Here is a 22,901-nt window from a genome sequence, read left to right as displayed (position 1 = left end):
TATGATATAATCTTAGGGGTAATAGCATGTCTATTGCCCTTTTATTTTGATAACGGGAAAGAATTGGGTGTTTCATATGATACGGAGTATGACAGGCTTCGGCAGCGCAAGCAGCACAAAAGGCGATCTCTCGGCAACCGTTGAATTGAAATCCGTCAATTACCGGTTCAAAGAAGTGAACGCCCGCCTGCCACGGCCTTTGCTATATGTAGAGGATAAGCTGAAACAAACGATATTGCAGCATATACAGCGCGGAAGAGTAGAGCTGTTTCTCACTGTAAACAGTGACGCGCTCATAAAAAGAAGCCTGAACATCGATTGGGAGCTCCTTGATGAATATGTGAGCGCCGCACGCGTCATGAAAGAGCGCTACAGCCTGGCCGCAGAACCCGATGCAATGGAGTTCTTTAAATTTGAACATATTGCGCAGATACACGAAGAACAAATGCGTGATGACAAGCTTGAAGAAGTCATCAGGGAAGCCGCTGAGCTGGCTGTAAAGGAACTTTGTGACATGAGGGAAAAAGAAGGACGGCTTTTGGCGGAAGACTGCTTTCTGCACATTGAGCGGCTTGAGACGCTGTCCGAACAGGTGAAAGAGCGCGCTTCGGCCGTTGTTATTCAATACCGCGAGCGTCTTTACGCCCGAATGAAGGAATGGACGGAGGATGCGCTCGACGAAAGCAGGCTGATCACGGAATGCGCCATTTTCGCCGATCGTTCTGATATAACGGAAGAAATTACCAGATTGAAGAGCCATTTTGTTCAATTCCGTGATATATTAAAAGAAGGCGGGGCAGTCGGCCGCAAACTTGATTTCCTTGTTCAGGAGCTTAACCGAGAAGCGAACACGATCGGCTCAAAAGCCAATGATCATCAAATCACAAAGCTTGTCGTTGAAATGAAAAGTTCTATTGAAAAATTGAAGGAACAAGTGCAAAATATAGAATAGCGACTGTGCGTATTGTTTACAGACGGCCTCTTCAGGTTACACTAGAGACGTCTATTTTACAGGGGGAACGTAGAAGATGACGATTAAACTGATTAATATCGGATTTGGCAATATCATCTCCGCCAATCGGATGATTTCGATTGTCAGCCCGGAGTCTGCGCCAATAAAGCGAATGATCCAGGATGCAAGAGACCGCGGAATGCTAATAGACGCTACATACGGACGAAGAACCCGTGCAGTTGTCGTCATGGATAGTGATCACATTATCTTATCTGCCGTCCAGCCTGAGACAGTTGCACACAGACTTTCTGTGAAAGAAGAAATTATGGATGAAGGGCAGGGGTAATTGCCGCATGAAAGAAAGAGGGTTATTAATCGTTCTCTCAGGTCCCTCCGGAGTTGGAAAAGGAACGGTTCGGCAAGCAATATTTTCACAACAGGACACGAAATTTGAATACTCAATTTCAGTCACGACGAGAAACCCGAGAGAGGGCGAAGTCGATGGCGTCGATTATTTCTTTAAATCCAGAGATGAATTCGAACGCATGATTGAAAACAACAAACTGCTTGAGTGGGCAGAATATGTCGGCAACTATTACGGAACGCCCGTTGATTATGTCGAACAGACGCTTCAAGAAGGAAAAGACGTCTTCTTAGAGATTGAAGTGCAGGGCGCGCTCCAAGTGCGGAATGCATTTCCGGAAGGCCTGTTTATCTTCTTAGCGCCGCCGAGTCTTTCTGAGCTGAAAAACAGAATCGTGACAAGAGGGACTGAAACCGACGATTTAATCGAAAACAGAATGAATGCCGCAAAAGCTGAAATCGAAATGATGGACGCGTATGATTATGTCGTTGAAAACGACGATATCCAAACGGCTTGTGATAAGATTAACGCAATCGTTCTCGCCGAGCACTTAAAACGTGAACGCGTCGCTCCGAGATATAAGAAAATGCTGGAGGTAGAATAACTTATGTTAGATCCGTCAATTGACTCTTTAATGAATAAATTAGATTCTAAATATACGCTGGTGACCGTGTCTGCAAGACGCGCGCGTGAAATGCAGATCAAAAAAGACCAGCAGATTGAACATACCATTTCTCACAAATATGTAGGCAAAGCTTTAGAAGAAATTGACGCGGGCCTGCTTTCGTTTGAAAGAGAAGACAGCGAATAACAAGCACACGTAGCAACCTATCTCTACATAGGTTGTTATTTTTTTCCGTTTGGGATTTGTCCAATGCTTTCATAAAGGGGAGAAGACTTCATGAAAAACCGAAACATTCTGCTATGCGTAAGCGGAGGAATTGCCGTTTATAAAGCTTCCGCACTCACGAGCAAGCTGGTTCAGGCCGGCGCAAACGTCAAAGTGATTATGACTGAGTCCGCGCGTGAGTTTGTTTCTCCGCTGACATTTCAGGCGCTGAGCCGGAATGAAGTATATACAGATACATTTAATGAACAAAATCCGAAGGTGATTTCTCATATTGATGCCGCTGACTGGGCGGATTTAATTATTGTCGCGCCCGCTACGGCAAATATCATCGGAAAGCTTGCCAACGGAATTGCTGACGATATGCTCACAACGACGGTGCTGGCGGCTGAGGCCCCGGTCTGGGTGGCGCCTGCGATGAATGTCCATATGTATGATCATCCGGCGGTGAAACGGAACATCTCTGTGCTTTATCAGGACGGGGTCCGCTTTATCGAGCCGAGTGAAGGCTATTTGGCATGCGGATATGTCGGCAAAGGAAGGCTGGAGGAGCCGGAGCTTATTGTTGAGCGTGTCAGAGAGCATTTTAAGGAGCCTGAAGACGATGCGCCGCTGAAAGGAAAACATATTGTCATTACGGCCGGTCCGACGCGCGAAGCCGTGGACCCTGTCCGCTTCTTCACAAATAAATCCACCGGCAAAATGGGCTACGCCGCTGCTGAAGCCGCCGTCCGTCTCGGGGCGCGGGTGACGCTGATTTCAGGCCCGGTGTCAATAGAGCCGCCAGTCGGGCTGTATCAGTTTCTTCCTGTGCAATCGGCAGCCGATATGAGAGAAGCCGTGCTTTCTGTGTTTGATTCATGCGACATGGTGATTAAGACGGCGGCCGTGGCCGATTTTACGCCGGCGGCTGTTTCTGATCACAAAATGAAGAAGAAAGACGGTTCGCTCGTGATCGAATTCAACCGTACGGCAGACATACTGAAAGAACTCGGCGAACGGAAAACACACCAGCTGCTGGTCGGTTTTGCGGCTGAAACGCAAGACGTCGAACGCTATGCGCGCAGAAAACTCGAACAGAAAAACCTTGATATGATCGTTGCGAATGATGTGAAAGCAGAAGGGGCCGGATTTGGCACGGATACGAATGTCGTCACCTTCTATTTCCGGGACGGAAGAAAACGGGAGCTTGCGCTTATGTCTAAACTTGACGTTTCCTTTGAAATGCTGAAGGAAATGACCGCTTTGAAAGCCGAGGACCGAAAACCCGTATGAATGTAGCAGAAGTTATTGTCGATGTCAGCTCCAAAAACATTGACAGACCCTTTGATTACAAAATTCCCGATCATTTAAAAGGGATGATCGAAGTCGGCATGCGGGTGATTGTCCCGTTTGGCCCGCGCAAGCTTCAAGGATTTGTGACCGGTTTGAAAGATTCGTCTGAATTAAACGGCGGCTCAATGAAGGAAGTCGAGAAGCTTCTTGATTTGACGCCCGTTCTGACTGAGGAACTGATGCAGCTGTCTTCATGGCTTTCTGACAAAACGCTGTCGTTTAAAATCACGGCGCTTCAGGCAATGCTGCCCGCCGCACTGAAGGCGAAGTACGAGAAAGAGCTGAAAGTCGTTGACGAAGAAGCGCTGACACCGGACATCAAACAGCTTTTCAGGAATCAAAAAAGTCTTCTGTACTCGGATATTACCGATGAAAGCATTCTTTCGTCACTTCAAAAATTCGTGCGCAAAGGAAGCATTGATGTCACATATAAAGTCGCCCAAAAAACGAATAAAAAAATGATCCGCATGATCGAAGCGGGGGCGGACAAAGAAGAACTCGCCCGGCACGCAGATTCATTGACAAAGCAGGCTTCTAAACAGCTCGCCGTGCTTACTTATTTTATCGGCGGGGGAGCAAAGATTTCCGCGGCCGAGCTTTGCAAAAAGACCGATTCCAGTTCCGCGACGCTGAAAACGCTTCTTAAAAAGGGGCTTCTTACGGAAAGCTTTGAGGAGGTTTACCGCGATCCTTATCAGGACAGAATGTTCAAAAAAACAGAGCCGCTCTCTCTTACAGAAGAGCAGCAGGCCGCTTTTGAGCCGATTAAACAAGCTGTAGCCGATCATGTCCATCACGTCTTTCTGCTTCACGGCGTCACGGGAAGCGGCAAAACGGAAATTTACCTGCAATCCATTGAGAAAGTGCTGGCAAAAGGACAAGAAGCCATCGTGCTCGTTCCGGAAATCTCGTTGACACCGCAAATGGTCAACCGTTTTAAAGGCCGCTTCGGCTCACAGGTTGCGGTCATGCACAGCGGATTATCCACAGGTGAAAAATACGATGAATGGCGGAAGATTCAGCGCAAGGAAGTCCGGCTTGTCGTCGGAGCCAGATCGGCCATCTTTGCCCCGTTTGAAAATCTCGGCATGATCATTATTGATGAAGAGCACGAATCTTCCTATAAGCAGGAGGAAATGCCGCGGTATCATGCAAAGGACGTAGCCATCCGCCGGGCCGAGCATCACAGCTGTCCGGTCGTCCTCGGGAGCGCCACGCCGACATTGGAGTCATTTGCGCGGGCGAAAAAAGGCGTTTATGAGCTGCTTCCATTAAAACATCGCGTAAATCGCCAGCTCATGCCTGACGTTTCTCTCGTTGATATGAGAGAAGAACTGAGAAACGGCAACAGATCAATGTTTTCAAGAGAACTGATGGAACAGCTGGAAGAGAAGCTTGCAAAAAAAGAGCAGGCCGTCCTTTTTCTGAATAAACGGGGGTATTCCTCGTTTGTGATGTGCCGGGACTGCGGTTATGTGCCGCAATGTCCGCATTGCGACATTTCGATGACTTATCACCGCTACGGACAAAGGCTGAAATGCCATTACTGCGGCCATGAGGAACCTGTCCCGGGAACATGCCCGGAATGCGGCAGCGAACATATCCGCTTTTTCGGCACGGGAACGCAGCGTGTGGAGGAGGAGCTTACGAAAGTGCTGCCTAAGGCGCGCGTAATCAGGATGGATGTGGACACCACTTCAAGAAAAGGCGCCCATGAAAAACTGTTGTCAGCGTTCGGTGAAGGAAAAGCGGATATCCTGCTCGGTACGCAGATGATCGCAAAAGGGCTTGATTTTCCGAACGTGACGCTCGTCGGAGTATTAAGCGCAGATACGACGCTTCACATCCCTGATTTCAGGGCCGCGGAGAAGACATTCCAGCTGCTGACGCAGGTAAGCGGCCGGGCCGGGCGGCATGAAAAGCCGGGAACGGTGGTCATTCAAACGTATACACCGTCTCATTACAGCATTCAGCTGACGAAAACGCATGACTATGAAACTTTTTTTCAGCAGGAAATGGCGCACAGACGGGCCCAGTCATACCCGCCTTATTATTACGTGGCGCTGGTGACCGTTTCTCATGAAGAAGCGGCAAAAGCCGCGGTCACCGCAGAAAAGATTACAAACTATTTAAGAGCGGGATGCGGGCCTGATACGAAAATTCTCGGGCCGGCGGCTTCCCCGATCGCCAGGATCAAAGATAGATATCGCTATCAATGCGTGATAAAATACAGACAGGAAAACGAGTTGCAGATTCAGTTGAAAAAGATACTGGAGCACTATAAACGCGACATTGCGCAAAAGCATGTCATGATTTCAATCGATATGAATCCGTACATGCTGATGTAACATTAGTTTTTGGAGGGCAAAATTTTGGCTGTAAAAAAAATCGTCACACACCCGGCGGAGGTTCTGGAAACACCTGCCGATGAAGTGACAGTGTTTGATAAAAAATTAAAAAAACTGCTTGACGATATGTACGATACGATGCTCGAAATGGATGGCGTCGGTCTCGCCGCGCCGCAAATCGGCATTTTAAAAAGAGCGGCCGTCGTGGACATCGGTGAAGAAAGCGGCCGGATCGACCTTGTAAATCCGGTTATTCTTGAAAAGAGCGGTGAACAGACCGGAGTCGAGGGCTGCTTAAGCTTTCCCGGAGTTTACGGCGATGTCACCCGCCCGGATTACGTAAAGGTAAAAGCCTATAACCGTAAAGGAAAACCGTTTATTTTAGAAGCGGAGGGTTTTTTGGCCAGAGCCGTTCAGCATGAAATGGATCATTTAGACGGCATTTTATTCACATCAAAAATTACGGCTTACTACACTGAAGAAGAACTGGCAGAAATGGAAGGATGATTGGATGACAAGGATCGTTTTTATGGGAACGCCCGATTTTTCAGTTCCCGTCCTGCGCACGCTTATTGAAGACGGGTATGAAGTGGTTGGTGTCGTTACGCAGCCTGACCGCCCGAAAGGCAGAAAAAAAATCATGACGCCCCCTCCTGTTAAGGCTGAAGCTGAACGTCACGGCATTCCCGTGCTTCAGCCCGAAAAAGTAAGGCTCGAAGAAGAAATAGAAAAAGTGCTCAGCCTGAAGCCGGACCTGATTGTTACGGCGGCATTCGGACAGATCCTGCCCAAGCAGCTGCTGGACGGCCCGAAATACGGCTGTATCAACGTACACGCGTCACTATTGCCTGAATTAAGAGGCGGAGCGCCGATACATTATTCGATTCTCCAAGGCAAGAAGAAAACGGGCGTGACAATCATGTATATGGTTGAAAAGCTTGATGCGGGTGATATGATTTCGAAAATCGAAGTGGAAATTGATGAAACGGATAACGTCGGCACGCTTCACGACAAATTAAGCATAGCGGGGGCAAAGCTTTTGTCAGAGACCGCCCCGAACGTCATTTCCGGAAATATTAATCCGATCAAACAGGACGAATCAAAAGCGACTTACGCGCCTAACATTAAGCGTGAGCAGGAGCGGATTGATTGGGCAAAGCCCGGAGAACAGATTTACAACCAGATCAGAGGTTTAAACCCTTGGCCTGTCGCCTATACAACTTTGAACGGTCAAAATATGAAAGTATGGGCTTCTGAAAAAGTTGCGGCAAAAACTGAAGCTGCGCCCGGAACAGTCATCCGCACGGAGCAAAACGGCATTGTCGTCGCATCAGGAAACAGCACCGCCCTTTTAATCACAGAGCTGCAGCCGGCGGGAAAAAAACGGATGAAGGGCGAAGATTTTGTAAGAGGCAAAAATGTGCAGCCCGGTGACGTGTTAGGAGAAGCAAATGAAGAAAATTAATGTCCGGGAGCTCGCCCTTGAAGCGCTTGAGAAGCTTGAGCAAAATCAGGCATACAGCAACCTGCTTCTTACATCGGTTATCAAAACGAACACGCTCAGCGATCAGGACAGAGGACTGCTGACAGAGCTTGTCTACGGAACGCTGCAAAATAAAATCGCCTTAGACTACATGCTGAAGCCTTTTATCTGCAAGCCGAATAAGGTGAAGCCGTGGGTGATTCAGCTGCTTCGCTTGTCCGCGTATCAAATGGAGTATTTAGAAAAAATTCCGGATCGCGCCGCCATCCATGAAGCGGTTGAAATCGCCAAAAAACGAGGGCATAAGGGCATTGCGTCTTTTGTCAACGGCATCCTCCGCTCCCTGCAGCGTGAGGGGGCGCCGTCATTCGCTGAAATTGAAGACCCGGTTCTCCGTCTTTCTACAGAGACAAGCCATCCCGAATGGCTCGTAAAAGAGTGGGTCGAGGCGTACGGCTTTGAGGCGGCTGAACAGATCTGCCGGATTCATCTCATTCCGCCGAAGCAGACGCTCCGTGTCAATCACATAAAGAGCGACAGGGAAACAGTGCTGAATGAGATGGAGAATGCCGGTCTTGAAGCTGAAGCCGGAGACCTTTCTCCTGATGCGATTAAGCTTTTAAAAGGAAGCATCGCGAACACGGCATTTTTCCAAAACGGCCGGGTATCCATACAGGATGAAAGCTCAATGCTTGTCGCGCGGGCGCTGGACCCGAAGCCGGGCGAAACCGTTTTAGACGCATGCGCCGCACCGGGCGGAAAGTCGGCTCACATTGCGGAACTGATGGAGAACGAGGGGAGCCTCACATCGCTTGATCTTCACCGCCATAAAGTGAAGCTGATTAAAGAGGGCGCAGAACGGCTCGGGCTTACGATCATTGACGCGCAAACGATGGATGCGCGAAAAGCGGGAGAGGTCTTTGGCGCAGAACGGTTTGACCGTGTTCTCGTTGATGCCCCTTGCTCAGGTTTCGGCGTCATCAGAAGAAAACCCGATATGAAATATACGAAGACGCCGGAGGACAGCAGACGGCTGTCAGAAATCCAGCTCGGCATTTTAAGGGAAATCGCCCCATTAGTAAAAAAAGGTGGCACACTCGTATACAGTACGTGTACAATGGACCGGACAGAAAATGAAGAAGTTATGCATGCGTTTATACAAGAACACCCTGAGTTTGAACCCGATTTGTCTCTTGAAAAGCGGCTGCCTGAAAAGGCGAGACCCTTTGTTCAGGATGGAAGCCTTCAAATTCTTCCGCATTATTTCGGAACAGACGGTTTCTTTATTAGCAGCATGAGAAAGAAGGGATAAAAAATGACACAATTAAAAAAGACAAGCGTACGGAAAGAGCTGCGGACTGAGCAGCCGTCCATTTACTCTTTTGAATTAGATGAAATCAAACAATGGCTGACCGAGAATGGCGAAAAGCCGTTCCGCGCAGCACAGATTTTTGAATGGCTTTATGAGAAGCGGGTTTCTTCATTTGATGAAATGACAAACCTCTCAAAAAGCCTGCGTGAAAAACTCGAGAGCAATTTTGTGCTGACAACGCTGAAAACGGCTGTAAAACAGACATCTCAAGACGGCACGATGAAATTTTTATTTGAGCTTCATGACGGTTATACGATCGAAACGGTTTTAATGAGACACGAGTATGGTAATTCTGTATGTGTAACGACACAGGTCGGCTGCCGGATCGGCTGCACATTTTGCGCGTCAACGCTCGGCGGACTGAAACGGAATCTTGAAGCGGGAGAAATCGTCGCTCAAGTCGTGAAAGTGCAAAAGGCGCTTGATGAAACGGATGAACGCGTCAGCTCAGTCGTCATCATGGGAATCGGAGAGCCGTTTGATAATTTCAATGAAATGCTCGCTTTCTTAAAAATCATTAACCACGATAAAGGGCTGAACATCGGAGCGCGTCATATCACAGTTTCCACCAGCGGAATCATTCCGAAGATTTACGATTTCGCCGATCAAAAAATGCAGATCAATTTCGCGATTTCTCTGCATGCTCCGAATACGGAAATCAGAAGCCGTCTGATGCCGATTAACAAAGCCTATAAGCTTCCTGACCTTATGGAGGCCGTCAAATATTACATCGAGAAAACAGGCAGACGGATCAGCTTTGAATACGGGCTGTTCGGTGGCGTAAATGATCAGGTCGAACATGCAGAAGAGCTTGCAGAACTGTTAAAAGACGTGAAATGCCATGTCAATTTAATTCCGGTAAACTATGTGCCTGAACGGGATTACGTCCGCACACCGAGAGATCAGATTTTCGCATTTGAAAAAACGTTAAAATCCCGCGGTGTAAATGTCACGATCAGAAGAGAGCAAGGCCATGACATTGACGCGGCCTGCGGTCAGCTTCGCGCGAAGGAGCGTCAAGACGAGACGAGGTGAAGAGGTTGATTACAGCCTTGAAAACAGATACAGGTAAAGTCCGCCGGCATAATGAAGATGCGGCGGGCATTTTCACAAAAGAAGACGCGGTGCTTGCGGTTGTCGCCGACGGCATGGGCGGTCATCTTGCCGGAGATGTAGCGAGCAGGATGGCGGTTGCGGCGATGGAAGAGCAGTGGAACCGGACCGAAACGGTTCCTTCTCTGCCGTCTGCTTGCGAGGATTGGCTGAAAGACCGGATTCATGAGGCGAATGTCAAAGTACATGACCACGCTAAAGCGAATGAAGAATGCCGGGGAATGGGCACCACTGTTGTTTGCGCCTTATTCACCGGGAAGTTTGTCACTGTGGCTCATATCGGTGACAGCCGGTGCTACCTGCTTCAAGAGGGGGAATTCACTCAGCTGACTGAAGACCATTCGCTTGTGAATGAGCTGGTCAAGACGGGGGAAATTTCGAAAGAGGACGCCGAGCACCATCCGCGGAAAAATGTATTGACGAGAGCGCTGGGGACAGATGAAACCATCAGTCCCGACGCCCGTTCTTTTGAACTGTCTGACGGCGATCAGCTGCTTTTATGCTCTGACGGACTGTCAAATAAAATAGAAGATCACGAGATCAAACAAATGCTTCAAGCCGAATCTGATCCTCAGGAAAAAGTAGACCTTCTCATCAGCAAAGCGAATCAAAACGGCGGCGAAGATAACATCACGGCTGTGTTGATTGAGTTTTCCGCAGATGCAAAAGAGGGTGAAGACAAGTGCTAACCGGCAAGCGGATCAGCGGGCGTTATCATATCCTCCGGCCCATTGGCGGCGGCGGAATGGCAAACGTTTTTTTAGCTGAGGACATCATTCTCGAACGTGAAGTCGCAATTAAAATTCTGCGGTTTGACTTTGTGAATGACATTGATTTTATCAGGCGTTTCAGAAGAGAAGCACAGTCGGCATCAAGCCTCGATCATCCGAATATCGTCAGTATTTACGATATCGGGGAGGAAGGCGATATTTATTACATTGTCATGGAATATGTGGAAGGCATGACATTAAAGGAATACATAAACGCACACGGACCGCTTCATCCGAAAGAAGCGCTGTCCGTTATGGAGCAGATCGTCTCGGCCATCGCCCATGCCCATCAAAACCATATCGTGCACCGGGATATTAAACCGCACAATATATTGATAGATCATTTAGGGCATATCAAGGTGACGGATTTCGGCATCGCCACAGCGCTTACGTCTACGACAATCACACATACGAATTCTGTGCTGGGCTCGGTTCATTATTTGTCTCCGGAGCAGGCGAGAGGCGGTCTGGCAACGAAAAAATCAGATATTTACGCGCTCGGCATCGTGCTGTTTGAGCTTTTAACAGGTAAAATTCCTTTTGACGGAGAATCAGCCGTCAGTATAGCGCTAAAGCATCTGCAAACAGAAACGCCTTCCGCCAGAAAGTGGAACCCTTCCATTCCGCAGAGCGTCGAAAACATTATTTTAAAGGCAACCGCTAAAGACCCGTTTCACCGCTATGAAAGCGCCGAGGACATGGAAGCGGACATCAGAACGGCTTTTGACGCCGGCAGGCTGAATGAACAAAAATTTTCCGTGCAGGATGATGAGGAAATGACAAAAGCCATTCCCGTTATTACTGACGGCACAAAAGCCGCGCCTCAGGCGGAGACGCCGGGGGAGACGGATGATAAGGAACAGCAGCCCGCCAAAAAGAAAAAACGGAAATGGCCGTGGGTTTTGCTGGCCGTCTGTTTCATTTTCATTATGGCAGCTGTTCTTGCGGTCACCGTGTTTCCGTCTTTATTTATGCCTAAAGATGTAAGCGTCCCCGATGTACGGGGCATGAAGTACGAAAAAGCGGAAGCCCTGCTTGAAAAGAACGGGCTCCGGGCGGATCCTGATATAACGGACATTGAAGATGAAAAAATAGAAGAGGAATTAATGGTCAAAACGGACCCAAAAGCGGGGTCTACCGTTAAAGAAGGCTCTTCTGTAAAACTGTACAAAAGCATCGGAAAACCGAAAACCCAGCTGATCGACGTGAAAGGGCGGCAGATCGGCGACGCAAAAAAAGCGCTGAAGGAAAAAGGCTTCAAACATGTCAATGTCAAAGAAGAGAACGATGACAGCGAGGCCGGCACCGTAATTGATCAGAACCCGTCAGCCGGCACCGACATGGTCGCAAGCGACGATGAAGTCAATCTAACGGTCAGCCTCGGCCCGGCGGACGTTACGCTGAGGGACTTAAAGACTTACAGCAAAGAAGCGGCTTCAGGGTATCTTGAAGATAACGGCCTGCAGCTTGTTGAAAAACAAGCCCATTCAGATGACGTGCCGGAAGGACAAGTCATGAAGCAAGAGCCGGCAGCCGGCACTGCGGTTAAGCCGGGAAGTAATGTTGAAGTGACGTTCTCGCTCGGACCTGAAGAAAAACCGGCGAAAACGGTAAAAGAAAAAATCAGCATTCCTTACGAACCCGAACATGAAGGGGACGAGCTTGAAGTGCAAATCGCCATCGATGATAAGGACCACAGCATCTCTGATACGTATGACTCATTTAAAATAAAAGAGCCGACTGAAAAAACAATTGAACTGAAGATTGATCAGGGACAGAAGGGGTATTATCAAGTGATGGTCGATCATAAAGTCGTCAGCTACAAAACGATTGAATACCCGAAAGATAATGACTGACAAGGAGGGACCCTATGCCTGAGGGCAAAATTATAAAAGCGTTAAGCGGATTCTATTATGTCTTGGATGAATCACAGGACAAGATCATTCAATGCAGGGGCCGGGGCATTTTCAGAAAAAATAAAATAACGCCCCTGGTCGGCGATTATGCCGTTTATCAGGCTGAAAATGATAAAGAAGGCTACCTGCTGGAAATCAAAGAACGAACAAACGAGCTGATCAGGCCGCCAATTTCAAATGTCGATCAGGCCGTTCTTGTCTTTTCTGCCGTTCAGCCGGCGTTCAGCACGTCTTTATTGGACCGTTTTCTCGTCCTTGTGGAAGCCAACGGCATTCACCCGATCATCTGCATAACCAAAATGGACTTAGCTGCAGACGGGGAATCGAAAGAGGCGATACTTTCTTACGTGAAAGACTATCAGGCGATCGGTTATGACGTATATGTGACGTCATCAAAAGAAAACAGCGGCTTAACAGGCATTGTGAAACACTTCGAGAACAAAACGACGGTGTTTGCCGGTCAGTCCGGAGTCGGAAAATCTTCGCTTTTAAATGCGATCAGCCCGGAGCTTGAGCTGAAAACAAACGAGATTTCCGCGCATTTGGGACGCGGAAAACATACGACGCGCCATGTGGAGCTCATTCATACATCAGGCGGTCTGGTTGCGGATACTCCGGGGTTCAGTTCGCTTGAATTTACCGGCATTGAGGAAGAAGAGCTGGGCAGCACGTTCCCTGAGATCAGAGAAATAAGCGCCTCTTGCAAATTCAGAGGCTGTCTGCATCTTAAAGAGCCGAAATGCGCGGTAAAGCAAGCGGTGGAAGAAGGAGAGATTCAGCCGTACCGCTATGAGCATTACAAAGAATTTATGCAGGAAATAAAAGAGAGAAAGCCGAGGTATTAATATGATTAAGGTTGCGCCATCAATTCTTTCCGCCGATTTTGCTTCACTGGGCGAGGAAATTAAAGACGTGGAAAAAGGAGGGGCGGACTATATCCATATTGATGTCATGGATGGCCATTTCGTCCCTAACATTACAATCGGGCCGCTTATCGTTGAAGCCGTCCGTCCGGTGACTGATCTGCCGCTGGATGTCCATCTTATGATTGAAAACCCGGACCGCTACATCCCGGCATTCGCAAAAGCCGGTGCGGACATCCTTTCCGTTCATGCTGAAGCGTGTCCGCATCTTCACCGGACCATTCAATTGATAAAAGAGCAGGGAGTAAAAGCGGGAGTTGTGCTCAATCCGCATACGCCCGTCCAAACGATTGAACATGTGATCGAGGAGCTTGACCTTGTGCTGTTAATGACGGTTAACCCCGGTTTTGGCGGACAGCGCTTCATTCATTCGGTTCTGCCGAAAATCCGTCAGGTCAAACAGCTGGCTGAGGAGAAAGGCCTGTCTGAGCTTTTAATCGAGGTGGACGGAGGCGTTAATATAGAAACAGCCCCTTTATGCGCTGAAGCGGGCGCCAATCTGCTTGTTGCCGGGTCTGCCGTATATAATCAGCCGGATCGGAAAAAAGCCATCGCTGACATCCGAAACGCATCATAAACATGCTGAAAAAGAGCCCGGTGAAAGCCGCCGGCTCTTTTCGCGTCTAAGAGAGAGGATAACATATGAAGACAATCAATATCGTTGCGGGCGGCCCGCGGGAGCTTATTCCCGATCTATCCGAATACACAGACGGAGATACGATGTGGGTCGGAGTCGATAAAGGGACGGTTGCTCTTTTGGAGGCCGGAATCATTCCGCAGGAAGCTTTCGGTGATTTTGACAGCATTACGGAAGAGGAGCTCATGCAGATTCAAAAAGCGGCGCCGGCCCTCCATGTGTATCAGGCGGAAAAAGATTATACCGATCTTGAACTCGCCCTTGACTGGGCTTTACAAAAAGAACCGGAAAACATTCGGGTATTCGGTGTGACGGGCGGAAGAGCCGATCATTTTTTAGGGAACATCCAGCTGCTGTATAAAGCCTTACATAAGAACACCGATGTCGAGCTGATCGACCGGCAGAATGACATTCAGATGTTCGGGCCCGGCCGTTATACAATTGAAGAAAAAGCGTGCAGACGCTATATTTCTTTCATTCCGTTTACGGAAGCGGCAGACGGCCTGACACTCGACGGTTTTAAATATCCCCTTGATAATTGTCATATTCCTCTGGGTTCCACACTATGTATTAGTAACGAACTCATTCATTCACGAGGTACTTTTTCGTTTGCAAAAGGCATATTAATAATGGTAAGGAGCGCGGATTAGAAAAGCGGCTTCTGCCATATGCGGAAAAAACCATGAATCCTAAAGTGATGAACGCAGCGGATACGGGACTTATAGGAGGGGACAAAATGAAATTTTATACCATTAAATTGCCGAAGTTTTTAGGAGGAATTGTCCGGGCGATGCTGGGCTCATTTAGAAAAGAGTAAGCCCAAGAAGCTGAAATTGCCCTCTTTGAACGCATAAAAAACGCCTGCCGCATAAAAGGGCAGGCGTTCATTTTTGCTTATACACGCTCAACTTTACCGGATTTTAAAGCCCGGGCAGATACATATACTTTTTTAGGTTTGCCGTCAACGAGGATGCGGACCTTTTGAAGGTTGGCGCCCCAAGTACGCTTAGAAGCGTTCATTGCGTGAGAACGGTTGTTTCCGGCTTTTGTTTTTTTACCTGTAATAAAACATTTACGTGCCATTTGTTTCCCTCCTAACTGCGCGAAACATCTTTTCAAACATAGTGTCTCAGATGCTTTCGTTATACAATACTTTAAATAATTTACCACAGCTAAAAACCGTTTGCAACTATTGTTTCCCTTACTTTCAAGAAAAATCACTTGACATGTAAAACCAATCACATTTCCGCGCTGAAGGCCGCTGTCTGTATCTTTTCTTTTCATAATGGGATACATATAGTAGAATAATGATAACTCTATGCACCTGAAGGAGGAACCTGTGTGTCCATTGAAATGAAGACAAAATACGGACAGATTGATATATCCAACGAAGTCATCGCAATGGTTGCCGGAGGCGCTGCCATTGACTGTTACGGAATAGTGGGGATGGCCTCAAAAAACCAGATTAAAGACGGTTTGTCTGAAATCCTCCGGAGAGAGAACTTCGCAAAAGGCGTACATGTCCGTCAGGAAGCCGAACAAATACATATCGACATGTACATTATTGTCAGCTACGGCACTAAAATATCCGAAGTAGCCCACAATGTTCAGACGAAGGTAAAATACACAGTAAATCAAACAATCGGACTTGCAGTTGATTCTGTAAATATTTATGTCCAAGGCGTACGAGTAACGAACCCGTAGTGAGGAGGATGAGTATTGTCTAGACGAAACTTAGATGGGAGAGCTTTTGCGGCAATGATTCTGGCGGGGGCTGAGACATTGTCTCAAAACGCATCCGCGGTGGATGCGCTGAACGTGTTTCCCGTGCCTGACGGCGACACCGGAACAAATATGAATTTATCGATGTCATCCGGTGCAAGAGAGGTAGAGCACATTGACTCACCCGACATCGGCAAAGTCGGCATCGCCTTGTCAAAAGGCCTGCTTATGGGAGCGAGAGGAAACTCAGGGGTGATCTTGTCCCAATTGTTCAGAGGTTTCACAAAGAGCATTGAAAACAAAAACCAAATAGACGCCCAAGAATTTGCCGCAGCACTCCAAGCGGGAGTGGATATGGCATATAAGGCGGTCATGAAACCGGTTGAAGGAACGATTTTAACCGTGGCCAAGGATGCGGCTAAAAAAGCGGTCGCCTCGGCCAAAGAAGAAACCGATATTATTTCGGTCATGGAGGCCGTTATTGAAGAAGCGGAAGCGTCGCTGAACCGCACGCCGGATCTGCTTCCTGTTTTAAAGGACGTCGGTGTCGTTGACAGCGGCGGAAAAGGTCTGCTTTGTGTATATGAAGGCTTTTTGGCTGCTTTAAAAGGAGAGGCCGTACCGAAAAAAGCGGTTCTTCCGGCACTCGATGATATGGTGAATGCCGAGCATCATAAAAGTGCGCAGAGCATGCTGAGTACAGAAGACATTGAATTCGGATTTTGTACGGAAGTGATGGTGAGGCTGGATCAAGATAAACGGACGTTCAAGGAAGAGACGTTCAGAAACGAACTGAGCCGTTTCGGCGATTCATTGCTGGTCGTGGCTGATGATACGCTTGCGAAAGTTCATATTCATGCCGAAGAACCAGGGAACGTACTCAATCTCGCACAGCGTTACGGCGATTTGATTAAAATTAAAATTGAAAACATGAGGGAACAGCATACTTCAATCATCAGCCGAGAACATGATGAAAAAAAGCCGGCCGGCGTTATGAAAGAAGCCCGCAAGCCTTTTGGCATCGTGACTGTGGCAATGGGAGAGGGCATTTCTGAATTGTTTACGAGCATCGGCGCTTCACACGTAATCGAAGGCGGCCAGACAATGAATCCGAGCACGGAAGATATTGTTGAAGCCGTTCAGTCTGTCAATGCGGAGACGGTTTTCATTCTTCCGAACAATTCCAATATTGTGATGGCTGCCAATCAGGCGGCGAGCGTGGCTGAAGAAAATGTCATTGTCATTCCGGCAAAAACGGTCCCTCAAGGCATGACCGCCCTGCTTGCGTTTAACCCTGACCAGCCGGCTGATGTAAATGAAGCCAATATGCTTGAGGCCATCCGGAATGTGAAAAGCGGACAGGTGACATATTCAGTCAGAGACACCCATATCGACGGCAAAGATATTAAAAAAGGTGATTTTATCGGCATTTTAAACAGTTCAATTATCGGCAGCGCCGAAGATCGGATAAGTGCGGCGAAATTGCTGCTGGATGAAATGATCGGGGAAGAAGATGAAATCGTCACCATCCTGTACGGAGAGGACGCGCCGGAAGAAGAAGCTGAGAAACTTGCTGAGTATATTGCAAGCGTCTGTGAAGATATCGAGGTTGAAATCCATAACGGCAGACAGCCTCTGTATCCATATATATTTGCGGCAGAATAGAAGGGCTTATCAGGCCCTTCTATTCTTATGCCTTTATTTACCTGCGGCAGTGCGGCAGTGTGCCTGCTTGCCAATTGAGAAATGTTCAATTAGTCTAAAGAAAAGCGCTGAATAAAGTGATGTTAAGGAGGAACAAACCAGCATGAAGTATAGAAGCGTTTTTGATATTATCGGCCCGGTAATGATCGGTCCGTCCAGTTCACATACCGCAGGCGCCGCCCGGATCGGCAGAGTGGCCAGAAGCTTATTCAGGCGGGAGCCCCGCCGAATCGTTGTGTCTTTTTACGGATCATTTGCGGAGACGTATAAGGGTCACGGGACTGATGTCGCGATTATCGGCGGCCTGCTTGATTTTGATACATTTGATGAGCGGATTAAAACAGCGATTCAAATTGCGGAAGAGAAGGGCATATATGTAGAGTTCCGTACAGAGGATGCCGTGCCCGTTCATCCGAATACAGCGCGCATCGTCATTTCTGATGATGAGGGAGAGCTTGCCCTTACCGGTATTTCCATCGGCGGCGGAAAAATAGAAATCACGGAGCTCAACGGCTTTGAGCTGCGTTTGTCCGGAAACCATCCGGCTATTTTAGTCGTTCACAATGATAAATTCGGCACGATTGCAGGCGTTGCCAATGTGCTTGCGAAATTCTCCATCAACGTCGGACATATGGAAGTGGCGCGTAAGGACGTCGGCCAGCTTGCGCTGATGACGATTGAGGTCGATCAGAATATTGAAGAAGAAGTGCTTGACGAGCTTTCAACACTTCCTAATATTATACAGGTTACTAAGATAGCTGACTAAAAAGTCAGGAGGAAAATGACATGTTTCGTAATGTAAAAGAATTAATAGAAATCACTCAAGAAAAACAAATTCCGATTTCGGAAGTGATGATCACCCAAGAGATGGAAGTGACGCAAAAAACGCGGGAAGAAATCTTTCAAGGAATGGAGCGCAATCTCTCCGTCATGGAAGCAGCTGTTGAAAAAGGGCTGAAGGGCGTCACGAGTCAGACCGGTTTAACAGGCGGAGATGCCGTGAAACTTCAGGCATACATCCAATCGGGAAGAAGTCTGTCGGGCAATCTGATTTTAGACGCCGTTTCTAAAGCTGTGGCGACAAATGAAGTCAATGCGGCGATGGGAACGATCTGCGCTACACCGACCGCCGGCTCTGCCGGGGTCGTGCCGGGAACGTTATTCGCCGTAAAGCATAAGCTGAACCCTACGACAGAACAAATGATCCGTTTTCTGTTTACAGCCGGCGCGTTCGGTTTTGTCGTAGCAAATAATGCGAGTATTTCAGGAGCGGCAGGAGGCTGTCAGGCGGAAGTCGGGTCAGCATCAGGCATGGCAGCGGCTGCGATTGTGGAAATGGCGGGCGGAACGCCTCAGCAATCAGCGGAAGCAATGGCGATTACACTGAAAAATATGCTCGGTCTCGTATGTGACCCGGTCGCCGGATTGGTAGAAGTGCCGTGTGTCAAACGAAACGCAATGGGAGCATCCAACGCAATGATCGCGGCGGATATGGCGCTGGCCGGGATTACAAGCCGCATTCCTTGCGATGAGGTGATTGACGCGATGTACAAAATCGGCCAGACAATGCCGACAGCACTGCGTGAAACGGGACAAGGCGGTTTAGCCGCGACACCGACGGGAAGAGAATTAGAGAAAAAAATTTTCGGAGGAGCGCTGAAATCAAGTGGCACACCATCAGCAAACTAGTATAGCGGAAATTAAGGGCATTGGGCCGGAAACAGAAAAAACATTGCACGAACTTGGTATCTATGACATTTCTGATCTTCTGAATTATTTCCCTTACCGTTATGACGACTATGAGCTGAGGGATTTAGAAGAAGTAAAACATGAAGAAAGAGTGACGGTAGAAGGGAAGGTTCATTCAGAACCTTCTCTTACCTATTACGGCAAAAAACGAAACAGGCTGACATTCAGGGTGCTTGTCGGCAATTATTTAATTACCGCGGTCTGCTTTAACCGTCCCTACTTAAAAAAGAAACTGACGTTAGGTTCTGTCGTCACGATATCCGGGAAATGGGATAAACACAGACAGACCGTTTCCGTGCAGGAATTAAAAAACGGTCCTCATCAAGAAGATAAAAGCATTGAGCCTGTTTATTCCGTTAAAGAAAACGTCACCGTAAAAATGATGAGACGGTTTATTAAGGAAGCGCTGCAGCATCATTTGGACAGTGCGGCCGATCCGCTTCCTGAAAAATTGAGAATCCGCTACAAGCTGCCTGATTACAAACATGCCCTGCAGACGATGCATCAGCCTGAAACGAGGGAATCGTTACAGCAGGCAAGACGCCGGTTTGTTTACGAGGAATTCTTATTATTTCAGCTGAAAATGCAGGCGTTCCGTAAAGCGGAAAGGGAACAGTCAAAAGGCATCAGCCATGTGTTTCCTGCTGAAAAGCTCGCCGCTTTCACAGACAGCCTGCCGTTTTCGCTCACAACCGCACAGACGCGCGTGCTTCGGGAAATTACCGCTGATATGACATCCCCTTACCGAATGAACCGTCTGCTGCAAGGTGATGTCGGTTCAGGGAAAACGGCCGTCGCCGCCATCGCTTTGTACGCTGCGATTTTGTCGGGGTATCAGGGGGCATTAATGGTGCCGACTGAAATTCTGGCCGAACAGCATGCAGATTCTCTCGTATCGTTGTTTGCAAATGAAGATGTAAATATCGCGCTTTTGACGAGTTCTGTCAAAGGCAAGCGGCGCAGGGAGCTTTTGGAGCGGCTTGCTCTCGGAGAGATTGATATTTTAGTAGGGACCCATGCTTTAATCCAGGATGAAGTGGAATTCAAAGCGCTGAGCCTTGTTATTACGGACGAGCAGCACCGGTTCGGGGTCGAACAGCGCAAAAAACTCAAGAATAAAGGTCAGGATCCGGATGTGCTGTTTATGACAGCTACTCCGATTCCGAGAACGCTGGCCATTACCGTCTTCGGAGAAATGGATGTTTCCGTGATAGATGAAATGCCCGCGGGGCGAAAACAAATCGAAACGTATTGGGTGAAACACGACATGCTGGAGCGGATTTTGGCTTTTATAGAAAAAGAGCTGAAGCAGGGAAGGCAAGCCTATATTATCTGCCCGCTCATTGAAGAGTCGGATAAACTGGATGTACAGAATGCGATTGACGTATATAACATGCTGTCTGACGTTTACCGCGGTAAATGGAATGTCGGCCTGATGCACGGGAAGCTCCATTCTGATGAAAAAGATCAGGTGATGAGAGAATTCAGCGCCAATCAATGTCAGGTACTTGTATCAACAACCGTCGTAGAAGTCGGCGTGAACGTGCCGAATGCGACGATTATGGTCATCTATGACGCCGACCGTTTCGGGTTATCTCAGCTCCATCAGCTCCGCGGCCGGGTCGGGCGGGGAGACCACCAATCTTTCTGCATCTTGATGGCAGATCCGAAATCCGAAACCGGGAAGGAACGGATGAGAATCATGTCGGAGACAAACGACGGCTTCGAGCTGTCTGAAAAGGACCTTGAACTGCGCGGCCCCGGTGATTTCTTCGGAAAAAAACAGAGCGGTATGCCCGAGTTCAAGGTGGCGGATATGGTTCATGACTACAGAGCTTTGGAAACGGCCCGCCAGGATGCGGCCAATCTGCTGTCTTCAGAGGCTTTTTGGAAAGATGACGAATACCGCATGCTGCGCGGTCAATTACTTTCAAGCGGCGTCCTGGAAGGGGAGAAATTAAGCTGATTCTGCAAAATTCGGCGGCTTTCAAAAAAACAATCATTGCATTCCAATCTATGAGATTATATACTACTATTAGTACCTAGTCTTAATTGTCCGGATGGTGTTTACAGATGAGAAGAAGCAAGAAAGAACGCCAAAAATTATTGCAGCAGACGATCAAATCGACACCCTTCATCACAGATGAAGAATTAGCGGGGAAATTCGGCGTCAGCATTCAGACGATCCGTTTAGACCGCTTAGAGCTCTCAATACCGGAGCTGAGGGAAAGAATTAAAAACGTGGCAGAACAAACGCTTGATGATGAAGTGAAATCACTGTCTTTAGACGAAGTGATCGGTGAAATTATTGATCTGGAGCTTGACGGCCAGGCCATTTCCATATTAGAAGTAAGACGCGAGCATGTCTTCAGCCGCAATCAAATTGCGCGGGGGCATCATTTGTTTGCGCAGGCGAACTCACTCGCCGTAGCCGTCATTGATGATGAGCTGGCGCTGACCGCAAGCGCAAATATCCGCTTTACAAGACAGGTGAAAGAAGGCGAGCGCGTCGTTGCGAAAGCCAAAGTGACGGCAGTCGAAAAAGAAAAAGGCAGAACGGTAGTTGAAGTCAACAGCTATGTGGGAGAAGAAGTCGTGTTCTCCGGCAGCTTTGACATGTACCGTTCAAAACAATCATAAAGGTGGAGCATGCATGAGAATAGCTGTAGATGCAATGGGAGGCGACAACGCACCCAAAGCTGTTATTGACGGAGTAATGAAGAGTATTGAGGCATTTGACGATCTTCATATTACGCTGGTCGGTGACAAGACAACGATAGAATCACACTTGCCAACAACATCAGACCGCATCACTGTGTTGCACGCCGATGAAGTGATTGAACCGACGGATGAACCGGTCCGCGCCGTACGCAGAAAGAAAAACTCGTCTATGGTGCTGATGGCGCAGGAAGTGGCTGAAAACAGAGCGGACGCCTGCATCTCAGCGGGGAATACGGGCGCACTCATGACAGCGGGACTGTTTATCGTCGGCAGAATTAAAGGAATCGACCGGCCTGCGCTTGCGCCGACGCTTCCGACCGTTTCAGGCGACGGTTTCCTTCTTTTGGACGTGGGAGCCAATGTCGATGCCAAACCGGAGCATCTCGTCCAGTACGGAATTATGGGATCTGTATATGCCCGGCAGGTTCTCGGAATCAGCTCGCCCCGCGTCGGATTGTTAAATGTCGGCACGGAAGAAAAGAAAGGAAACGACCTGACAAAAAAGACGTTTGAATTATTAAAAGAAACAAACGTGAATTTTGTCGGAAACGTTGAGGCGAGAGACTTGCTCGAAGGCGCTGCTGACGTCATCGTCACAGACGGCTTTACGGGCAACGTCACGTTGAAAACATTGGAAGGTTCAGCGTTATCGATTTTCAAAATGCTGAAAGATACACTGACTTCAAGTTTTGTTTCTAAGCTCGCAGCGGGAGTGCTGAAGCCGAAGCTGATGGAAATGAAACTGAAAATGGACTATTCTGAGTACGGCGGGGCGAGTCTTTTCGGTTTGAAAGCGCCCGTCGTTAAAGCGCACGGCTCTTCTGACGCACGCGCTGTTTACCATGCGCTGCGCCAGGCGAGAGAAATGGTCAGCCAAAACGTGGCCGCATTTATAGAAGAAGAAGTAAAAGAAGAAAAAACAGATGAGTAGTCTGGAGGTTACCG

The 22,901-nt window shown here is 48.2% G+C and carries 24 protein-coding genes; 23 read left to right on the top strand and 1 reads right to left on the bottom strand.

Features of this window, described 5'->3' with window-relative positions:
• Positions 1-76 precede the first annotated feature (76 nt).
• From BGM27_RS01620 to spoVM, 16 genes are all read left to right on the top strand, one after another.
• Complete coding sequence (locus tag BGM27_RS01620; protein ID WP_007409745.1) at positions 77-952, top strand: YicC/YloC family endoribonuclease; 876 nt, start codon at positions 77-79, stop codon at positions 950-952.
• Positions 953-1,028: 76 nt separating this feature from the next.
• On the top strand, positions 1,029-1,298 hold the full coding sequence (gene remA / locus BGM27_RS01615; RefSeq protein ID WP_003154355.1) for an extracellular matrix/biofilm regulator RemA: 270 nt from the start codon (positions 1,029-1,031) through the stop codon (positions 1,296-1,298).
• A gap of 7 nt (positions 1,299-1,305) precedes the next feature.
• Complete coding sequence (gene gmk, locus BGM27_RS01610) at positions 1,306-1,920, top strand: guanylate kinase (RefSeq protein WP_003154347.1); 615 nt, start codon at positions 1,306-1,308, stop codon at positions 1,918-1,920.
• Between the two features lie 3 nt (positions 1,921-1,923).
• Positions 1,924-2,127 carry a DNA-directed RNA polymerase subunit omega gene (gene rpoZ, locus BGM27_RS01605; protein WP_003154346.1) on the top strand — a complete coding sequence of 68 codons (204 nt, stop codon included), beginning with the start codon at positions 1,924-1,926 and terminating at the stop codon, positions 2,125-2,127.
• 90 nt (positions 2,128-2,217) lie between these two features.
• Positions 2,218-3,438: a bifunctional phosphopantothenoylcysteine decarboxylase/phosphopantothenate--cysteine ligase CoaBC gene (gene coaBC / locus BGM27_RS01600; protein ID WP_003154345.1), complete on the top strand. Its 1,221-nt coding sequence runs from the start codon at positions 2,218-2,220 to the stop codon at positions 3,436-3,438.
• A complete protein-coding gene (priA, locus tag BGM27_RS01595; protein ID WP_007409746.1) occupies positions 3,435-5,846 on the top strand; it encodes a primosomal protein N' in 2,412 nt (803 codons plus the stop codon). Before coaBC ends, priA begins: the two co-directional genes overlap by 4 nt.
• Positions 5,847-5,870: 24 nt before the next feature.
• Complete coding sequence (def, locus tag BGM27_RS01590) at positions 5,871-6,353, top strand: peptide deformylase (RefSeq protein WP_007409747.1); 483 nt, start codon at positions 5,871-5,873, stop codon at positions 6,351-6,353.
• Between the two features lie 4 nt (positions 6,354-6,357).
• On the top strand, positions 6,358-7,311 hold the full coding sequence (gene fmt, locus BGM27_RS01585; RefSeq protein WP_020954000.1) for a methionyl-tRNA formyltransferase: 954 nt from the start codon (positions 6,358-6,360) through the stop codon (positions 7,309-7,311).
• Positions 7,298-8,641: a 16S rRNA (cytosine(967)-C(5))-methyltransferase RsmB gene (gene rsmB, locus BGM27_RS01580; protein WP_007409749.1), complete on the top strand. Its 1,344-nt coding sequence runs from the start codon at positions 7,298-7,300 to the stop codon at positions 8,639-8,641. The genes fmt and rsmB overlap by 14 nt, the downstream gene beginning before the upstream one ends.
• A gap of 3 nt (positions 8,642-8,644) precedes the next feature.
• Positions 8,645-9,736, top strand: a complete 1,092-nt coding sequence (rlmN, locus tag BGM27_RS01575; RefSeq protein WP_003154339.1) for a dual-specificity RNA methyltransferase RlmN — start codon at positions 8,645-8,647, stop codon at positions 9,734-9,736.
• A gap of 5 nt (positions 9,737-9,741) precedes the next feature.
• Complete coding sequence (locus BGM27_RS01570; RefSeq protein WP_007409750.1) at positions 9,742-10,503, top strand: Stp1/IreP family PP2C-type Ser/Thr phosphatase; 762 nt, start codon at positions 9,742-9,744, stop codon at positions 10,501-10,503.
• The gene (pknB, locus tag BGM27_RS01565; protein WP_007409751.1) at positions 10,497-12,440 is read left to right on the top strand and encodes a Stk1 family PASTA domain-containing Ser/Thr kinase; all 1,944 of its coding nucleotides are present in this window, start codon (positions 10,497-10,499) and stop codon (positions 12,438-12,440) included. The genes BGM27_RS01570 and pknB overlap by 7 nt, the downstream gene beginning before the upstream one ends.
• 14 nt (positions 12,441-12,454) lie before the next feature.
• A complete protein-coding gene (gene rsgA / locus BGM27_RS01560; RefSeq protein ID WP_007409752.1) occupies positions 12,455-13,345 on the top strand; it encodes a ribosome small subunit-dependent GTPase A in 891 nt (296 codons plus the stop codon).
• 1 nt (position 13,346) lies between these two features.
• Positions 13,347-14,000, top strand: a complete 654-nt coding sequence (rpe, locus tag BGM27_RS01555) for a ribulose-phosphate 3-epimerase (protein ID WP_007409753.1) — start codon at positions 13,347-13,349, stop codon at positions 13,998-14,000.
• Between the two features lie 65 nt (positions 14,001-14,065).
• The gene (locus BGM27_RS01550) at positions 14,066-14,710 is read left to right on the top strand and encodes a thiamine diphosphokinase (RefSeq protein ID WP_007409754.1); all 645 of its coding nucleotides are present in this window, start codon (positions 14,066-14,068) and stop codon (positions 14,708-14,710) included.
• 86 nt (positions 14,711-14,796) lie between these two features.
• On the top strand, positions 14,797-14,877 hold the full coding sequence (gene spoVM / locus BGM27_RS01545) for a stage V sporulation protein SpoVM (RefSeq protein WP_003154329.1): 81 nt from the start codon (positions 14,797-14,799) through the stop codon (positions 14,875-14,877).
• Positions 14,878-14,954: 77 nt separating this feature from the next.
• Here spoVM and rpmB read toward each other — a convergent pair whose 3' ends face one another.
• Entirely contained in the window at positions 14,955-15,143 is a 189-nt protein-coding gene (rpmB, locus tag BGM27_RS01540; protein WP_003154328.1) for a 50S ribosomal protein L28, read from the bottom strand.
• A gap of 258 nt (positions 15,144-15,401) precedes the next feature.
• Between rpmB and BGM27_RS01535 the strand changes: the two genes are divergently transcribed.
• From BGM27_RS01535 to plsX, 7 genes are all read left to right on the top strand, one after another.
• Positions 15,402-15,764, top strand: coding sequence for an Asp23/Gls24 family envelope stress response protein (locus BGM27_RS01535; RefSeq protein ID WP_003154327.1), 363 nt, complete (start codon positions 15,402-15,404; stop codon positions 15,762-15,764).
• 15 nt (positions 15,765-15,779) lie between these two features.
• Positions 15,780-17,447, top strand: coding sequence for a DAK2 domain-containing protein (locus tag BGM27_RS01530; RefSeq protein ID WP_007409755.1), 1,668 nt, complete (start codon positions 15,780-15,782; stop codon positions 17,445-17,447).
• Between the two features lie 142 nt (positions 17,448-17,589).
• Positions 17,590-18,252 carry an L-serine ammonia-lyase, iron-sulfur-dependent subunit beta gene (gene sdaAB / locus BGM27_RS01525; protein ID WP_003154325.1) on the top strand — a complete coding sequence of 221 codons (663 nt, stop codon included), beginning with the start codon at positions 17,590-17,592 and terminating at the stop codon, positions 18,250-18,252.
• Positions 18,253-18,272: 20 nt separating this feature from the next.
• Complete coding sequence (gene sdaAA, locus BGM27_RS01520) at positions 18,273-19,175, top strand: L-serine ammonia-lyase, iron-sulfur-dependent, subunit alpha (RefSeq protein WP_007409756.1); 903 nt, start codon at positions 18,273-18,275, stop codon at positions 19,173-19,175.
• Entirely contained in the window at positions 19,153-21,201 is a 2,049-nt protein-coding gene (gene recG, locus BGM27_RS01515; RefSeq protein WP_007409757.1) for an ATP-dependent DNA helicase RecG, read from the top strand. Before sdaAA ends, recG begins: the two co-directional genes overlap by 23 nt.
• A gap of 107 nt (positions 21,202-21,308) precedes the next feature.
• Complete coding sequence (gene fapR / locus BGM27_RS01510; protein WP_003154320.1) at positions 21,309-21,875, top strand: transcription factor FapR; 567 nt, start codon at positions 21,309-21,311, stop codon at positions 21,873-21,875.
• Between the two features lie 13 nt (positions 21,876-21,888).
• A complete protein-coding gene (gene plsX, locus BGM27_RS01505; RefSeq protein ID WP_007409758.1) occupies positions 21,889-22,887 on the top strand; it encodes a phosphate acyltransferase PlsX in 999 nt (332 codons plus the stop codon).
• Positions 22,888-22,901 lie beyond the last annotated feature (14 nt).

Origin of the sequence: Bacillus sp. FJAT-27001 (genome assembly GCF_019039175.1) — a bacterium.
Taxonomy (GTDB): Bacteria; Bacillota; Bacilli; order Bacillales; family Bacillaceae; genus Bacillus; species Bacillus velezensis.
The sequence above is the reverse complement of the archived record's forward strand: the minus strand, read 5'-3'. Positions and strand labels throughout refer to the sequence as shown.

What these genes read in the sequence shown, in the direction of transcription:
- BGM27_RS01620 (WP_007409745.1), top strand. Translation starts at nt 77, where the DNA reads ATGATACGGAGTATGACAGGCTTCGGCAGCGCAAGCAGCACAAAAGGC.
- remA (WP_003154355.1), top strand. Translation starts at nt 1,029, where the DNA reads ATGACGATTAAACTGATTAATATCGGATTTGGCAATATCATCTCCGCC.
- gmk (WP_003154347.1), top strand. Translation starts at nt 1,306, where the DNA reads ATGAAAGAAAGAGGGTTATTAATCGTTCTCTCAGGTCCCTCCGGAGTT.
- rpoZ (WP_003154346.1), top strand. Translation starts at nt 1,924, where the DNA reads ATGTTAGATCCGTCAATTGACTCTTTAATGAATAAATTAGATTCTAAA.
- coaBC (WP_003154345.1), top strand. Translation starts at nt 2,218, where the DNA reads ATGAAAAACCGAAACATTCTGCTATGCGTAAGCGGAGGAATTGCCGTT.
- priA (WP_007409746.1), top strand. Translation starts at nt 3,435, where the DNA reads ATGAATGTAGCAGAAGTTATTGTCGATGTCAGCTCCAAAAACATTGAC.
- fmt (WP_020954000.1), top strand. Translation starts at nt 6,358, where the DNA reads ATGACAAGGATCGTTTTTATGGGAACGCCCGATTTTTCAGTTCCCGTC.
- rsmB (WP_007409749.1), top strand. Translation starts at nt 7,298, where the DNA reads ATGAAGAAAATTAATGTCCGGGAGCTCGCCCTTGAAGCGCTTGAGAAG.
- rlmN (WP_003154339.1), top strand. Translation starts at nt 8,645, where the DNA reads ATGACACAATTAAAAAAGACAAGCGTACGGAAAGAGCTGCGGACTGAG.
- rsgA (WP_007409752.1), top strand. Translation starts at nt 12,455, where the DNA reads ATGCCTGAGGGCAAAATTATAAAAGCGTTAAGCGGATTCTATTATGTC.
- rpe (WP_007409753.1), top strand. Translation starts at nt 13,347, where the DNA reads ATGATTAAGGTTGCGCCATCAATTCTTTCCGCCGATTTTGCTTCACTG.
- BGM27_RS01550 (WP_007409754.1), top strand. Translation starts at nt 14,066, where the DNA reads ATGAAGACAATCAATATCGTTGCGGGCGGCCCGCGGGAGCTTATTCCC.
- spoVM (WP_003154329.1), top strand. Translation starts at nt 14,797, where the DNA reads ATGAAATTTTATACCATTAAATTGCCGAAGTTTTTAGGAGGAATTGTC.
- rpmB (WP_003154328.1), bottom strand. Translation starts at nt 15,143, where the DNA reads ATGGCACGTAAATGTTTTATTACAGGTAAAAAAACAAAAGCCGGAAAC.
- sdaAB (WP_003154325.1), top strand. Translation starts at nt 17,590, where the DNA reads ATGAAGTATAGAAGCGTTTTTGATATTATCGGCCCGGTAATGATCGGT.
- sdaAA (WP_007409756.1), top strand. Translation starts at nt 18,273, where the DNA reads ATGTTTCGTAATGTAAAAGAATTAATAGAAATCACTCAAGAAAAACAA.
- fapR (WP_003154320.1), top strand. Translation starts at nt 21,309, where the DNA reads ATGAGAAGAAGCAAGAAAGAACGCCAAAAATTATTGCAGCAGACGATC.
- plsX (WP_007409758.1), top strand. Translation starts at nt 21,889, where the DNA reads ATGAGAATAGCTGTAGATGCAATGGGAGGCGACAACGCACCCAAAGCT.